This window comes from Ningiella algicola (assembly GCF_028401415.2).
Classification (GTDB): Bacteria; Pseudomonadota; Gammaproteobacteria; order Enterobacterales; family Alteromonadaceae; genus Glaciecola.
The window spans coordinates 2,202,271-2,218,530 of sequence record NZ_CP171821.2 but is presented as its reverse complement, the minus strand read 5'-3'; the positions used below and the strand labels follow the sequence as shown (position 1 = coordinate 2,218,530).

General features: G+C 44.7%; 8 protein-coding genes and 1 pseudogene. All 9 read left to right on the top strand.

The window, feature by feature from the left end; all coding sequences use genetic code 11:
- The first annotated feature begins 4 nt into the window (after positions 1-4).
- On the top strand, positions 5-1,507 hold the full coding sequence (locus PN836_RS09645; protein WP_395345139.1) for an inorganic triphosphatase: 1,503 nt from the start codon (positions 5-7) through the stop codon (positions 1,505-1,507).
- Between the two features lie 150 nt (positions 1,508-1,657).
- Positions 1,658-2,341 carry a hypothetical protein gene (locus PN836_RS09640; RefSeq protein ID WP_395345137.1) on the top strand — a complete coding sequence of 228 codons (684 nt, stop codon included), beginning with the start codon at positions 1,658-1,660 and terminating at the stop codon, positions 2,339-2,341.
- The gene (locus tag PN836_RS09635; protein ID WP_395345135.1) at positions 2,341-3,195 is read left to right on the top strand and encodes a hypothetical protein; all 855 of its coding nucleotides are present in this window, start codon (positions 2,341-2,343) and stop codon (positions 3,193-3,195) included. The genes PN836_RS09640 and PN836_RS09635 overlap by 1 nt, the downstream gene beginning before the upstream one ends.
- A 42-nt stretch (positions 3,196-3,237) precedes the next feature.
- A complete protein-coding gene (locus PN836_RS09630; protein ID WP_395345133.1) occupies positions 3,238-3,795 on the top strand; it encodes a rhomboid family intramembrane serine protease in 558 nt (185 codons plus the stop codon).
- 282 nt (positions 3,796-4,077) lie between these two features.
- Positions 4,078-5,355, top strand: a pseudogene (locus PN836_RS09625) (family 16 glycosylhydrolase); the annotation flags it as partial.
- 357 nt (positions 5,356-5,712) lie between these two features.
- Positions 5,713-8,061 carry a carbohydrate binding domain-containing protein gene (locus tag PN836_RS09620; protein WP_407076998.1) on the top strand — a complete coding sequence of 783 codons (2,349 nt, stop codon included), beginning with the start codon at positions 5,713-5,715 and terminating at the stop codon, positions 8,059-8,061.
- Between the two features lie 89 nt (positions 8,062-8,150).
- Positions 8,151-11,177, top strand: coding sequence for a TonB-dependent receptor (locus PN836_RS09615; RefSeq protein ID WP_395345129.1), 3,027 nt, complete (start codon positions 8,151-8,153; stop codon positions 11,175-11,177).
- A gap of 265 nt (positions 11,178-11,442) precedes the next feature.
- Positions 11,443-14,985 carry a hypothetical protein gene (locus PN836_RS09610; protein ID WP_395345127.1) on the top strand — a complete coding sequence of 1,181 codons (3,543 nt, stop codon included), beginning with the start codon at positions 11,443-11,445 and terminating at the stop codon, positions 14,983-14,985.
- A 77-nt stretch (positions 14,986-15,062) separates the two neighbouring features.
- Complete coding sequence (locus tag PN836_RS09605) at positions 15,063-16,259, top strand: sensor histidine kinase (RefSeq protein ID WP_395345125.1); 1,197 nt, start codon at positions 15,063-15,065, stop codon at positions 16,257-16,259.
- Position 16,260: the final 1 nt, after the last annotated feature.

The following is a 16,260-nucleotide window of genomic DNA, read 5'->3' as shown; positions in this document are numbered from 1 at the left end:
TTAAATGGAAATAGAGCTCAAACTTGCAGTAGAACAGGATCCCCTGAGAGTGATTGAGGATGAGCTACTGCCTCGGCTCAAAAAAGACGCGTCAGTTAAGGTAACACGCAGCGAAAAAAACCTGTTTAACGCGTATTACGATACCCCGGATCAATTATTGGGGCAGCGTAAAATTGGCTTTCGAGTGAGAAATTCAGGCGAATCTTTTGAGCAAACCGTCAAAACACAAGGCCAAGTTATCGGCGGCTTGCATCAGCGCCCAGAGTATAATTTAGTGCTAGCCGACTCTAAGCCGGATTTGACAAAGTTTGACCGCGACATATGGGGAGAGGATTTCGACATCCAAGCTGTGAATCAGTCTCTTGAGCAGCTTTTTGAAACCAATTTTGTGCGCGTTCAGTTTGACATTGCCTTTGCAGACGGAGTAGTTGAACTTGTGTTAGATAGAGGCACGGTCAGCACCGCCGAGTCGAGCACACAAATACACGAACTTGAGCTGGAACTCAAACAAGGAGACGCACACTTACTCTTTGATTTGGCAGAGCACATTCAAGATTTGATACCGGTGCGTCTCAGCGACGTTACTAAAGCCTCTAGAGGCTATCAACTTTTAAAAAATATACCGCCAAAGGTTAAACCTCTGCCGAAATACTTAGCACTTAACAGAGATGACACAACCGAAGACGGTTTTTGTAAAGCGCTGAGCTGTGCCTTATCGCATTGGCAGTATCATCAAGCACTATATTTGCAAAATGAAGATAGCAGGGCGCTATGGGAGGTCCGAGAGAGCCTCTTATTGTTGCTTCAATGTGTATCGTTATACCTGCCAGTCCTTCAATCTGACGCCTTACTGGAACTGCATAAAAATCTTCTTGTACTGGTGCAGCAATGGTCTTGGCAAGAGGACATCAAAAGCATTCGGCAGCTACGCAGTAAAAAAGGCCCCTTTAGTAAACGAATCCCCAAAAACCCGCAGCTTATAAACTATTTACTCGGACGCCGAGAAGGTTTGTTTTTAGCCTATAGACCGCATGCGCTTCTCATGTCAGCTTTAAGTAGCAAAGTACAAATTAGCGCATCAAGACTCATGGTAGAAAAGCCTTGGCGCACGCAAATCGACGGAGCGGACATTCCTGTCTTAAAACATGCTAATGGCTGGCTGTCGCAAAGCTGGCAAACCGTTATTCAGTCACTGCCATCAAATGCTTCCATGGATGCAATTAAGTACTTATCCTTAGAAGTGTTGCTAAAACAATCGCTTATCAATGGATTCTTGTTAGCAGATCTATTTATTGATACCAGAGGCCATTTTCGCGCACCTTGGTTAGATTTAATGCAAGGGATTGAAGAGCTTAAAGCGATAGACTTTTTAAAAGATGCGCTAAAAGAGTGTGAAATTGAAGAGCTTGACGAATTCAACGAATGGCTTGCAGAGAAGTCTCAAAGTTTAATTTCAGTCATGGAGCGCTCTTTGAAAGTAGCGATGAATGCTGAAGTGTACTGGTGATAGATACAAGCTTATACGCATAGCATATCAGTGCAATGCGTTCACACTAGACATTACTTAAGGATTCTGTTTATTATAACAAAACTTGCAAACAAGGGACGGTGAATGAAGGCGCTGTATCAGCTTCCCCATTAAAAAGGCTACAGCATAATGTCAGCTCAATCTTTCGTATTTACATCCTTTTCGAAACTCGCTCGTGTGAGCCTAATTATTTTTTCAAGCCTGCTAGTCCTTAACGTGGCTTCTTTTTCTGTATTAGCACAAGATGACTTTGACGAATTTGACGCCGAACAAGTCACGGTTTTTGTTAAAAAAATTCGTGATGAAGAAAGTAACTATCTACGTGATGTCACCATTGCAACGGCGAAAGCTATCTCAAAAAGTGGAGAATTTAAAGCTAAGCCGTTTAAACGCAATTCAAAGGGCCCTGTCATTGAAGTGCAGCCCCCCGCGTTTAGTTACCAGCCACATAAAGAAGGCATGAGCGCAAAAGAAATGGCGACGGCTGGTTTGAGCTTAGTGTCTGACGTAGGTGGACTATTTGGTTTTGGTGAGGAGTCAGCCAAAGTCAATGAAATGAATGCGCGCTTAAACCAAAACAACGCCATACTGGATGCTTGGGGAGACAATGAGCAGGTCATGGTGAGTATGCAGTCTCGTGTAATGCTGATTGATGACGATACTGGTGTTGAGATAAGCCGTACCATTAAATATGAAAAAGTCTTTGACTCCAAAGAAACGTTTGTCAATCAAAAAGAAGGCATTATCCAAGATGCGATCGTTGGGGAAGTGAAAAAAGTCTTGGTTGAATACTTAGATGATTCGGGGTTTTAATGCCCTTGTTTAATTTTTTAAGCATGCGAAAACAGCTTCAATGGTCAGTTTCAAGTCTAGCGTGTCTTCTTAGCTTGCTTATGGCGCTTATGTTGGTTGGACAAGCTCAAGCGAGCACTCAGTGTAAAGCGGCCAACCCAAGTTCTGTTTCGGATGTGTTTGAATGCTTAGCTACAGCAACCATTAATCAATACAACAATGTAAACCCCTTCACCAATATTGAGAAATCACAATGCACTCAAATCAAAATGATGTATGCAAGCGTATTGGGTGCACAGGGGGTGCCCAGAGACGATATTGCTGAAAAGCTACCCACTTGCAAAGTGCTTGCTCAGGCCGTTATCGAGTTAAACGGGGAGCCTCCAATCTGGTATGACTGCCTAGACTACGATGGCACCGTTGGACACATGACTGGTTGCTTAAATGGTATGATCAAAGCATCCAAAGGGAACCCTCAAGCATTGGGCAATTGTATGATTGCTCGCATGACCTACGAAACGATGCTGACCAGCCTTTCAGATGACACAGAGCAACCTGGTAAGCCCGAAGGATACAAAGAAATAGATTGTGATACGTATTTAGCAAGTTTGAAGTCCGTTACAGATGAAGTTGCTGACAATCCATGTTCTGGGTTCAGTCCATCTGGTATAAATGAACATGCAAAACAATGCTTGCTGTCTGAGCCTAGGCTTACCCAGTCAAACGCGCCACTGTCTTGCCAGAGCCTTCGCCAAACGTATCAAATGAAGTTAATTCAAGTTTACGGCGCTGTACCTGCCGGTTTTCGCTTGCTCGCTTGTTCGATAATGAACGACATCAAAGCTGATATCGAAAGTGCACGCGCTGTAAAATAGCCTTAGATTAAACCTTAGTAGCCCATTAATATGCCGACCAAAATGTCAATAAAAGAACAAGCAAATTGGGTCGGAATGTTTTGCGCCCTCTTTTTTGCAGTCGAATTGCTTAATTTTTTCAGCGCAAGAAGCCTGTCGTCGTTTGGTATTATTCCTAGAGACATAGCAAGTTTGTGGCATATTTTTACTGCGCCGTTCATTCACGGTAGCTTTTCTCACTTTGCGTCTAATATCATCACTTTAGCAATTTTTAGTGTATTGCTTTTTCAGTATGGTAGGCAGCGCTTCGTGCTAATTACTATTTTGCTTATTGTGATCACAGGCATACTTGTTTGGCTATTTGGCAGGCGAGCCTCTCATATAGGTGCAAGTGGACTTTTGTATGGCTATTTTGGTTACTTAGTGATTGCTGGGTTTTTAAGTAAAAGTATACGCCAGTTGCTCATTTCAATATTGGTGGGGTTCTTTTACATTTCACTTCTGTGGGGAGTTTTTCCTGTACAGGCAAGAATTTCTTGGGAGTCTCATCTTTTTGGTCTCTTATCGGGAATTATTTTGGCATATTTGTTAAGGCCTCGTTCAGCACACAACGCATATTGAGCATGCAAACACTGATGCGGAATCTGCGCTAGCTTCGTTGTCACGCAATACGATCAATTTGTTGACAAATATAAGCCGAAGTTTTGCCGCTTTTCTATAATAATCCACTTCATCTCAACACACTCCCCACTCGGCGCATTTTGCCCATCTAGCTATTAACATTCACTTAAACCCGCCTTATTCTTGTTTTTAACAAATTATTTACGTTTTTTACTCAGCCTACTTCATCCAACACCAATAACAAAGGTGTTGGTTTAATGGAGTGATATGGAGAACATATTAATGAAATCGACAAATGTGAATGCATTCAATCAAGCATGCTTGGCCGCTGTATTCGCTCTCACATTGGGTGGGTGTGGCGGTGGCGACTCTGTCAAAACCGAGACTAATTTAAATGCTGTTGACCCCACACAGCCGGTAAGTGATTGGCAGATGGTCTGGAGCGACGAGTTTGATGGCTCTGCTATTGATACGAGCAACTGGACGCATGAGATAAACTGTATTGGTGGCGGTAATAATGAGCGGCAGTGTTATACGGATGCAGAAGATAACTCATTTGTTGAAGGGGGCGTACTCAACATTGTCGCTTTGCCAGCTGAAGAGGGCGCCGTGCAGCCATACACTTCAGCCAGACTAAACACTCGTTATAAAGTCGATTTCAAATACGGTCGCATAGAAATGCGTGCAAAATTGCCGTCAGGTCAAGGTTCATGGCCAGCGTTTTGGATGCTTCCCACTGATTATGTGTACGGCGGATGGCCACGCTCTGGTGAAATTGACATTATGGAAGCGGTCAACCTAAAAGTGACCGATCCAAGAGATGGAAGCGACCAGCGAAGTATATACGGCACGATTCATTATGGACAAGAATTCCCCAATAATGACGCCTCGGGCGTTGAATTTATTTTTCCTTCTGGCAGCAATCCAGCTGACGACTTCCATACCTATGCTATTGAATGGGAAGAGGGGGAAATTCGCTGGTATGTCGATAACTTTTTGTATGCTACGCAACGTCGTTCTACCTTGCTTAGAAGCGCTGATGGGAATGTACTCGGTTTACAACATAGGGGCTGGTATTCCGAATACTTTGAACGTGACTCTGGTGAATTACAAACATTCTATGACAACTCGCCTTTTGACGAGCAGTTCCATTTAATTCTTAACCTAGCAGTGGGCGGAAACTGGCCTGAAAATGTAAACGATCTTGGCATCGATGCTAGCGCTTTCGCCAACGGTCAGTCTTTCCAAGTTGACTATGTGCGCGTATACGAATGTGCTGCCGACCCTTTTACTGGCAAAGGTTGTGAGACCATTCGTTCTGGCTACGACCAACTTATTGAGGGCGACTCAGCCATTAACGGTTTTGACAGTTCTGCACCAGCGTTGAAAACCGGCGCCGCACCAATCCCCTTAATTTCAAACCCAGGTGGCGGCGAGTCTATCGCAATATTTGAAGACAGTGTGGAAGGCGACTGGGCAATTAATGCATGCTGCGATGGTAATTCGAGCTCAGAAATTGTTACCGAAGATAACGGCAATCAGGTAGTGCAATTTGTAATCACCGGAGATGCCGCTGTGACTGGATTTGACTCCAGGGCATCAGGCAATAATTTTGATATCACGTCACTAAATGGTGCAGGTAATTTGAAATTTGATGTGAAGGTGATTGCGCAACCAAGCTCAGGAGCACCTTGGTTAGTAAAGGTAGAATCAAATGGCCAATGCTGTAGTGATTTTGCAGAAATCGCGCTTGAATCTTTACCTGAGGGTGCGCCTGTTGTGGATGAATGGAAGACGTATTCAATTCCTGTTTCTCAGTTGCTAGCGGCTGGACTTGAACCCACACAAGTAGACGCAGTGTTCGTTTTTCCTGGTTTCACAACAGGAAACGGAGCGATTGTTCAGCTTGACAATGTGATGTTTGAGTCAACATCGAGCGCCCCTCCAGCGCCCATATTCGAAGGCGGAGCGATTGAGCCTTGGGCTGTAAATGCCTGTTGCGACGGAAATGCGAGTTCCGAAATCGTCGAAGATGCAGGTGAGGACGTGGTGCAATTTACCATCACAGGTGATGCATCGGTTGTGGGTTTTGATTCAAGAGCGGCGAGCGAGACTTTGGATATCACGCCGTTTGCTGGCATTGGAAGTTTAAAATTTGATGTAAAGCTTATTCAACAGCCGACCTCCGGCGCAGATTGGTTGTTAAAAGTAGAGTCTGATGGGCAATGCTGTTCTGATTTTGCAGAAATTGCACTTAAAGACTTGTCAGAAGGCGCGCCGGTAGTGGGCGAATGGAAGTCTTATTCAGTGTCCGTCACGGATTTGCTTGCTGCAGGTTTAGCCCCGACTCAAGTGGATGCAGTATTTGTTTTTCCGGGCTTTACTACGGGTGCTGGTGCCGTGGTTCAACTTAGAAACGTAGGTTTTGAAGCCGGTGATGGCGGTGGAAACGGTGGTAATGGGGGAGACGGTGGCGATGGCGGTGATGGCGGTGACACACCTACTCCACCGAGCGTGTTCGCAATCGGCCAGGAAATAGTCACTAACGGTTCGTTTGACAGCGGCGCTGATGGCTGGACCGGCGGCATGATGATGCCCGAGGGTAGCAACAATGTTTTATTTAACGAAGTCAGCACCACGGGCGATCCATGGTCTGTTAATGCATCGCAAGTCTTGACCTTAGATCCCGCGACCAACTATGTCCTAACCTTTAAGGCTAAAGCATCTGAAGCAAGAGATATTATTGCAGGTATCGGATTAAATGCAGCACCATTCTCTAGTGATGTCGAAACGGTATCGTTAACGACTGAATGGCAAAGTTTTACCTTGGAACTAACAACGCTTGACGAAAATGGCGAAGCATTTGGTGATGCCGCAGCGCGCGTCCTATTTGATATGGGCGCACAAGTGGGTGACGTTACGCTTGACGATATTAGCTTAGTAAAATCTGCGCAACTTGTGGTAAACGGCGGATTTGATTTCGGTGTGAATCAGTGGAATGGCGGCGTAACGGTAGAGGAAGACGACAATATCGTGTTCTTTGCTGAGGTTAGCGCCGCGGGCGACCCTTGGGGCGTTAATTTGAGCCAGGTATTACGCCTGCTCCCTGAGCGAACTTACACTTTGAGCTTTAAGGCAAAGGCGTCTCAAGACAGAAACATGATTGCCGGTCTTGGTTTAAATGCAGCGCCGTTTACATCGTCGACGGTAGACGTGGCACTCACGACGCAATGGCAAACTTTTAGCTACGACATTACAACGTTTAACGAAACCGATAGCGTAGCCTTTGGTGATGACAATAGCCGGGTTCTATTTGATATGGGCGCAGAACTAGGAAATGTATTTATTGACGATGTTACCGTTGAACTTCAAGAAGGCGAATTATTAGTCAACAGTGGTTTTGATGACAGCGTAGTCGGGTGGAACAGTGGCACAGCCCCTGCAACTGCGGATAATCTCCTTACAGAAGGTGATAATACTTATTATCAGGTAAATGTTGATGTTGCAGGCGACCCATGGAGTGTTAATTTAAGCCAAGTAGTCAGCTTGAAACCAGCTACTCAATACATCTTAAGCTTCGATGCCGCAGGCACTGATGGTAGAACGGCTATTGTTGGTCTCGGATTAAATGCTGCCCCCTTTAGTAGCAATACAAGCACAGTCACATTAGGTGCAGATTGGCAAAGCTATACAATGCTCATTACCACTACCACCACAACAGACCTCCCTCCGGTAGACTTTGGTGACGATAACAGTCGTGTTTTGTTTGACGTGGGTGCTGATGTAGGTGAAGTGGCCCTTGACAACATCAGCCTAGTGCCAGCTTCAGCTTACACGCAGTTGGTGAGTAATTCTGACTTTAACAGCGGTGTGGATGGCTGGAATGGCGGTGCAACGGTAACTGAAGATGAAAATACATTTTTCCAGACAAGCGTTGAAACCGCAGGTAATCCATGGGAAGTGAATTTAAGCCAAGTACTTACGCTTATTCCTAATCAGGAGTATGTCTTGTCCTTCAAGGCTAAAGCCTCTCTAGAAAGAAGCATGATTGCAGGGCTTGGTTTAAACGCTGCCCCGTTTACAGCATCCACCGTTGACAATGTCGCGCTCACAACAGAATGGCAAACGTTCACCTATACCCTTCGCACATTTAATGAACAAGATGAGATTGCCTTTGGCGATGATAACAGCCGTGTCTTGTTTGACATGGGGGCTGAAGTGGGTGTGGTGTCAATTGATGACGTCTTACTTTTTGTAAAACAGTAACGAGTTAGCAGCGAAAATTATGGCTTGATGAAAGGGGCTAAGTCTTTTTCATCATCTGAACGTTAGCCAAAAAAATAAGTAGACTAAATATGAAACATATTCAATGTAAAAAAACATATCTCGCAACAAGCTTAGCGGCGCTGTTAGGCTCTTCATTAGCGTCACCAGTCATCGCCCAAGATGCTGCCAATGAAGCTAACGTGGAAGTTATTGCGGTTTCAGGAATCAAGGGAAGTTTATTGCGTTCGGCTGATTTGAAACGCTCCTCAGACGGCGTTGTGGACGCTATTTCAGCGGAAGAGATGGGCAAATTCCCCGATACGAACTTAGCCGAATCATTAGGTCGAATTACGGGTGTATCGGTGAGTCGTGCAAACGGCGAGGGTAGCCAGATTACAGTGCGCGGTTTTGGACCAGAGTTTAATCTGGTAACTTTAAATGGCCGCCAAATGGCCGGAACGGGTTTTACCCGCTCATTTAACTTTGAGAACTTATCGTCTGAAGGTGTAAGTGCGCTTGAGATTTATAAAACGGCAAGGGCAGACATACCAACAGGTGGTTTAGGTGCAACAGTAAATATCGTGACAGCCAAGCCCCTAGCCTCACCTGGGCAGTCATTTTCAATTATGGCAAAGGGTATCCATGACACCTCTAACGACATTCACGACGACGTGACACCAGAAATTGCGGGTATTTATAGCGACACCTTCAATGATGACCGCTTTGGTATCTCTGCAAATTTTTCTTATCAGCGTCGTGATTTCCAAAGTCAGTCAGCGCGCGTTCAAGGCTGGAAAGCCCAAACAACCGGAACGTACATTGATGAAGATGGCATAGAAACGCCATTAATTGGCTCGGCACCCTTACCCACAGATTTATTGAACGGTATTGATAACAGAGCCATGGACAGTGACGGCAACCCTCTACCCATATACAGAGCAATTAATCCCCTTACCGGGGAAACGGTTGAAACAGCGGCGCATTTTTTGCCGCAAGACTTGAATTACAGTATTCAAAATATTCAGCGTGAGCGAGTCAATGCCCAGTTAACCATGCAGTTTGCGCCAACGGACGACTTGACCTTTACCCTAGATTATACGCTCTCAAATGCAGTGAACGGCACTGAAGGCTTAGGCTGGGGGATTTGGAACGGCGATTTCGGTGGTAACGCTAATGCATTCGAGCTAGACGAAAACGGCACAGGTATTTATTACAATTCATCCGGTAATGATCAATCCTTCACGACTAATCGAGTTAGCTCAGAAGTCGATTCAGATGCATATGGCTTTAACGCAGATTATTTCTATTCTGATACGCTTTCATTTGATTTTGATATTCATCACTCAACGAGCAGTACAGATAATTCAGTAGATGAAGGTTTAGGCCACGATGGTTTAATGATTCTAGGCTCAAATGCATTTGCGAACAAAGAATACGATTTCAGAAGCGGTGCAGATGTGCCTGTTTTTAATGTCAATTGGAATAACGGTACAAATGAAGTTAATCCAAGTGAAATTGGCGCAAACCTTGGGATTTTTAGCGTATCCCCTGGTGAATCTGAGATTACTCAAGCGAGATTTTCTGGTTTATGGTTAGTCGATACTGATTTTGGCTTAACTGATGTCAAATTTGGTTTGAGTTATAACGAGCAATCTTTGACCGGCAGTTCTGCCGTTTCGCAACCGGCGGGTTATAACTTCAATACGGTCGTATTCCCAGATAGCATGTTTGAGCGTGTTGATCTCAGTGATTTCCTTAATCAGTTTGATTTTGGTGAGAGCGGAATTGCACCCGCGTATACTTACACCTATGATTTTGCTGAAGCAGTTTCAAGATCTATTGCATTTTTTGATGAAAACAACCCCGTCGGCAGTACCTTCGATATTACCAACTACAATAACACGGGCAATTCTGAAGTCAGCGAACAGACCGTTAGCGCATTCGTGACAACGAGCTGGGAGTTTGAAGTTGATGAGTATTATATTGATGTAAATTTTGGACTCAGATACGAGCAAACGGATGTAACCAGCCCCGGAGAAACGCGCTTGATTGACCGCGTAATTTGGAACGGTGGTTCAGAATGGCGAACCGAATTCCAAGGCGATATCGTCACAGTTGATTTCGTCGGAGACTATGACTTACTGCTTCCTATGCTTGATGTTCGTGTAGATATCACAGATGACTTAGTTGGTCGATTCTCGGCGGGTAAATCCGTCACCAGACCATCTCTAGGGAATATGCTTGGTGGATTAACGCGCACGGGATTTCCTTCAGTAGGCGCGAGAACAGGGGCACGCGGAAATCCGGGGCTTGTGCCTTTCGAATCCACTAACTTGGACTTGTCTTTAGAGTATTACTACGATGAGGCAAGTTATGCATCGCTTGGCTTATTTTGGAAAGATGTGGATAACTGGATAGAAAGTTCACAAATAGTAACGACCTTTGAAGGTGTGCACGATATTTTCAGAGGACAACGCTGGAATGCTGCTGAGGACGCGATTATTGCAAGAGGCGAGCAGGCAACCTCGGATGCTATTTATGCTGAGATTATCGCCAACGGCGTTGGTGTTGAGGGCAGCTCAGTCATCCCTGACCCCTCCAGCGACCCGTTGATTCAATGGACAATATCCTCACCTGAAAACTTAGGTGCGCGTAAGACCAATGGAATTGAATTAGCGGTTCAGCATGTGTTTGGTGAAACTGGATTTGGCGCAGCTGTTAACGCGACTATTGTTGATGGCGATGTGGAAATAGACCCATATTTACTCGCGCCACAAGCGGTTCTTCCTGGCCTAAGTGATTCAGCTAACTTCCAGGTGTTTTATGAAGATGACGCGCTATCGGTAAAGCTATCGGCCAACTGGCGCGACAAATATTTGGTAGGACAAGGTCAAGCCCAAGGCAGTAGTGATGTGCCGCCGCAGTTTGCTGAGGAATTCTTGCAATGGGATTTAAGCGTTAATTACTCCGTAAATGAAAACCTGACGGTATTCTTTGAAGGCGTTAACTTGAACGACGAAACAGAGCGTCTCTATGGGCGCTTCGAAGAACAGTTCTTAAGTGCTGCACAGTTTGGACCTCGCTATGCAGTAGGTTTCCGCTACACCATGGATTAAGCCTACTTAACCCGAACTCTGGATTAAAGATTGAGAGCCGGCGTAAGCCGGCTTTTAAATGCTCACACGCTAGCAAGAGGCGATCACTTGGACACTTTGCAATATCCTGTGTTTGGCTTGCATAGGCCAAACAATCAAAGTGAATCAAATAAAATTCAGATGACTGTTAATCGCGCCGTTAGTCCACCTCGTCTTGTTTGTGCTTGTGCATCATCTATAGTGGTATATGTTTGGTTTTTTATTGTGCGCGCAACCTGAGATGTCTATGAGATACACCAACACAGTTTCTGGGAAGTTTACGCATATCGAAGGCGAAACTTTCTATTGCATTACTAACGTAGATGCAATCCCAGATTTTTTTATCAGCTTAATTTCCGATCAAGATCATTGGCTGTTTACAGGCTCGCTAGGAGGAATTTCAGCAGGGCGTATTTCCCCTGAAACCGCCATTTTTCCGTACCAGTGCGTCGATAAATTACTGGATAACGCCCTCAGCACTGGCGCAAAAACACTCTTGTCTGGAAAACGCAAAGACGGCAGTGACTGGCAATGGGAGCCGTATAATACCGAACAGGATGGGCGCTTCCATCTAACACGAAATTTGTACAAAAACACATTAGGCAACAAGCTATGCTTCGAAGAAATGAATCACGATCTTGACCTGCGCTTTACCTACACCTGGCAGTTTTCAGAGGAATTTGGCCTATGTAAACGCAGCACAATTGAAAATCTAAGTGATGTTTTTCAGGAAATCACACTACTCGACGGTATTCAAAATATCTTGCCTGCCGGAACACCTAGGTACACACAAACTATCTCTAGCAATTTAGTTGATGCTTATAAATACAACGAACTTGATGAATCAAGCTCGCTCGCGCTATACAGGCTTTACTCAGCCATTACTGACAAAGCAGAGCCAGTGGAGTCGCTTAAATCAAACAGCGTATTTTCGTCCCTGTGCTCATTTTCGTCAGCGCGTGTACAGGGTGACGATTTGCCCGAGGCAGATGATATGTCTTCAGAAGTCTTGAGTGAACACGCCTTTATTCATCCTGAGTGTGTGAGGCGATTTAAAAAGGGAGAGACACCTGAAATCGCTGCCACGTGCAGAGGCGTGAGGGGGGCTTATTTTAAGCATCTTACGCTTAGTATTGCTCCGAATGAATTGGCGTCTTGGTGGATCGTGGCGAACAATGAGCAAACTCAAAGCCAAATAATTGATCTACAAAATACCTTGCAAGAGCAGCGCAACTCTATCGATAAGGCTGTTTCAAATTCAGTCCAAAAAGGAAGCGAACGACTTAAACGCATTGCTGCCAATGCAGATGGACTTCAAGTGACTGGTGAGCAAATGGTGTCGCAGCATCACTATGCAAATGTGATTTTTAATGTGCTCAGAGGTGGCGTTTTTGCTCATCATTACGATATTTCCAAAACTGACTTGATGCGCACAATTAAGCACTTTAATCAACCTTTGTATCTTGAAGTGGAAGACAGCTTGCTGAAACTGCCAAACCCGCTGTCGCTTAATGAGTTGAAGCAGTTTTTGAAAAGGCATGAGTATGACACAAATCATCAAGCCTCCTTGCTTCGCTTATGTGAAGAATATTTACCTATCACCTTCGGCCGTCGACATGGAGACCCGAGTCGGCCATGGAATCAGTTTGCCATTAAATTAAAAGACGAACGCGGCAAGCCGCTGCTGTCTTATCAGGGGAACTGGCGCGATATTTTTCAAAACTGGGAAGCACTTTGTTTTAGCTATCCTAATTTTTTAGACGGCGTTATTGCTAAATTCGTCAATGCGTCAACCATGGATGGCTACAATCCATATCGCATTACAAAAGAGGGCATAGATTGGGAAGTAGAGGATCCTGAAGACCCATGGTCTTATATTGGTTATTGGGGCGACCATCAAATCATTTACTTATTGAAACTGCTAGAGTTGTCGCGACGTTTTTCACCAGACTCTCTACAGGCAAATTTACTTAAGCCAATTTACGCTTACGCAAACGTCCCCTATCGCATAAAAGCGTATAAGGCATTATGTGACGATCCGAAGAACACCGTTATTTATGATTGGGAGCAGGCTAGCAAGATTGAAACTCAATGTAAGGAAATAGGTGCTGACGGAAAACTTGTGTTAGATGGCAAGGGCAAAGTTGTGCACGTAAACTTGTTTGAGAAGCTCATGGTGCCCTTACTGACTAAGCTCAGTAATTTAGTCCTCGGCGCGGGCATTTGGCTGAATACGCAAAGGCCTGAATGGAACGATGCAAACAATGCTTTGGTTGGCCAGGGAGTCTCCATGGTTACCTTGTATTACACCAATCGATATTTGCAGTTTCTAGAACAATTGTTAATAGATTTTGACAGGCAAGGCAGATCTAAAACTATCAATATGATGGTTCAAGTTGCCACTTGGATTGACTATTCTTTGAAGATAGTTAACCGCTATGCTGAGTTATTGACCCATAAAAAGCCAATCAGTCCCAATATCCAACGCGATTTTTTAGATGCCATGGGTAACACTGCAGAAGCGTACCGGGCATCTATTTACAAAGGTCTAGATAAAGCGGCATATAAAGCGGTTGCAACGAGTGATCTGTCCACACTTATTACAAAAGCAAAAGTGTTGGTGCAGATTAGCATTGAGAGCAACCGCGGCACCAATGGCCTTTACCAAGCTTACAACACCATCGCTATTGACGATAGGATGATTAAAGTCAGCCCGCTTTACGATATGTTAGAGGGACAAGTCGCGGTTTTAAGCGCAAAGTTGTTGTCGCCTAAACAAGCTTTGTCAGTGCTTGAAGCATTGTTCCAAAGTGATTTGTATCGGCAAGACATCAACACCTTTATGCTTTATGCAGACAGAGCGCAACAGGCGTTTTTAGATAAAAACATTGTGCGTGACCCTGAACTTGAAAACCACCCACTGTGGAGCAAAATGCTCGCCGCAGAAGACTTCCGGCTGCTCAATGTCGATGCGTCAGGTTCGCTTCGCTTCAACGCATCCTTGGTTAATGCCAATGCGCTCAAGTCTTGCTGGGGTAGTATTCAAAGTGATTATCCTGATGCGGCGGACAAGGGCGCGCTTGAGCTTTTTCTAAATGTCTATGAGCAAACTTTTCAACACGAGGCCTTTACTGGAAGAAGCACGGGCATGTTTGCCTTTGAAGGTCTCGGAAGCGTTTATTGGCATATGGTGTCAAAACTGCTTTTGGCGATTCAGGAAAATGTCTATGACGCTCAAGCGCTAGGTGATGAGTCGATAGACGCATTGATTCGCTGCTATTATCGCGTGCGCGCAGGAATAGGGTTTAACCACTCGCCCGAGGTATATGGGGCGTTTCCTTATGACCCATACTCTCATACGCCTAAGCACGCTGGTGCGCAACAGCCGGGTATGACTGGACAGGTAAAAGAGGAAGTACTCACTCGCTTGGGTGAACTTGGCTGTTGTCCTAATGAAGGGCAGCTATCATTCAATCCGTTCATGCTTCGGGCACAAGAGTTTTTAACGCAAGAGACGAATTTTGAAAGCTTAAGCGTTTGTGGAAGTTGGAATAAATATCAGCTACAAGCGGGGCAATTAGCCTTCACTTTTTGCCAGGTGCCGGTGATTTATAAGCGTTCGAAAACAGAAAAAGTGCTTTCGTGCAGCGTTAAATTAAGCGGCGGCAGTGAACAGCACTTCCCGACAGGGAGTCTTTCACCCGATTTAAGTAATGAGGTATTTTCGCGCAGTGGAAAAGTAAGCTGTATTACAGTGCGCATTCCCGACCGTATCCTGTATCAAGCGTGATCGAAGATGTGCTGTGCTTATAAGGCTCAAAAGGTTTTCGCAAAAAATAGTCACATTGTTGGTGCAATGCTGTGATAATGAACCGATATTCATCTTTCACTAAGGGCCTGTTGATGTTTTCAAGCCTGAGAGACAAACATCGTTTTTTATCAAATTACCCGCGAATGCGCACGTGGCAAGTCGCGTTTTGGGGCTTTTTATGTGTCGTGACGTTTTTTACACTCACACTTTGGTATAGCCAAGCCTCCATTATTTACATCATTCCCGTCATAGTGCAGTCTGCAATTGGTTTACTGTTTTCGCTGATTTTACAGCGCGCGATTATTTTCTTTTGGCAAATTGAGTTATTTACCAAGCTGATTCTGAATTTAGTATCCGTGTCCTTAGTGTCGTTAATTTGGACAATCGCCAGAATGTATGTATTCGAGTTGACCACTGGCGAGACACATATTTGGACAGAGTTTGGTGGTTGGTATTTCAGCAGCATCTTTATTTTTACCAGTTGGACAGCGCTTTTTTACGGCATTCAGTATTACCGGCTGCTACAAGAAAAGAACAAAGATATGCTTCACGCTGAAGCCAAAGCACAAGAAGCTCAACTTGTTAGAATGCAGGCTCAGGCAACCGCGCGCGATGCACAACTGCAGATGTTGCGATATCAGCTAAACCCCCATTTCTTGTGTAATACGCTTAACGCGATTAATGCCTTAATCGATATGGAAGAAAATGAGAAGGCGCAAATGATGACGGTTAATTTAAGCCAGTTTTTGCGCTTTTCACTTGATAATATTCCAGAGGGGAAAACGAGCCTGAAGAAGGAAATTGAAACATTGAGTCTGTATTTAAAAATCGAGAAAACACGATTTGAAGACAGGCTGCAACTAGACTTCGATATTCAAAGGGAGGCTGAGAATGCACTCGTGCCCAGCCTTTTATTGCAGCCGATAATTGAAAACTCTATGAAACACGCCATCGCAAAATGTGAAAAGGGTGGCACCATCCGCGTGCAAGCTTCGGTTGTTGACAATTATCTACATTTGTCCGTCAGTGATAGCGGTAATGGACAAGAGAATATTGATGCCGCAGGCGATCAAGCGTTCCACAAAGGTGTTGGTTTAGAAAACACAGAGCAACGTCTCAAGATATTATATACAGACAAATTTACGCTGGATGTCGGGCCCTCCTCTTTCGGTGGCTGTAAGACGATGATCAGTATTCCGCTGGAGCTCAGTATGTCCGAGCAAAAAAGCAAATCAGAGAAGGACATTGTATAGC

Coding starts and splice junctions, on each gene's coding strand:
- PN836_RS09645 (WP_395345139.1), top strand. CDS start 5: ATGGAAATAGAGCTCAAACTTGCAGTAGAACAGGATCCCCTGAGAGTG.
- PN836_RS09640 (WP_395345137.1), top strand. CDS start 1,658: ATGTCAGCTCAATCTTTCGTATTTACATCCTTTTCGAAACTCGCTCGT.
- PN836_RS09635 (WP_395345135.1), top strand. CDS start 2,341: ATGCCCTTGTTTAATTTTTTAAGCATGCGAAAACAGCTTCAATGGTCA.
- PN836_RS09630 (WP_395345133.1), top strand. CDS start 3,238: ATGTCAATAAAAGAACAAGCAAATTGGGTCGGAATGTTTTGCGCCCTC.
- PN836_RS09620 (WP_407076998.1), top strand. CDS start 5,713: ATGTTTGAGTCAACATCGAGCGCCCCTCCAGCGCCCATATTCGAAGGC.
- PN836_RS09615 (WP_395345129.1), top strand. CDS start 8,151: ATGAAACATATTCAATGTAAAAAAACATATCTCGCAACAAGCTTAGCG.
- PN836_RS09610 (WP_395345127.1), top strand. CDS start 11,443: ATGAGATACACCAACACAGTTTCTGGGAAGTTTACGCATATCGAAGGC.
- PN836_RS09605 (WP_395345125.1), top strand. CDS start 15,063: ATGAACCGATATTCATCTTTCACTAAGGGCCTGTTGATGTTTTCAAGC.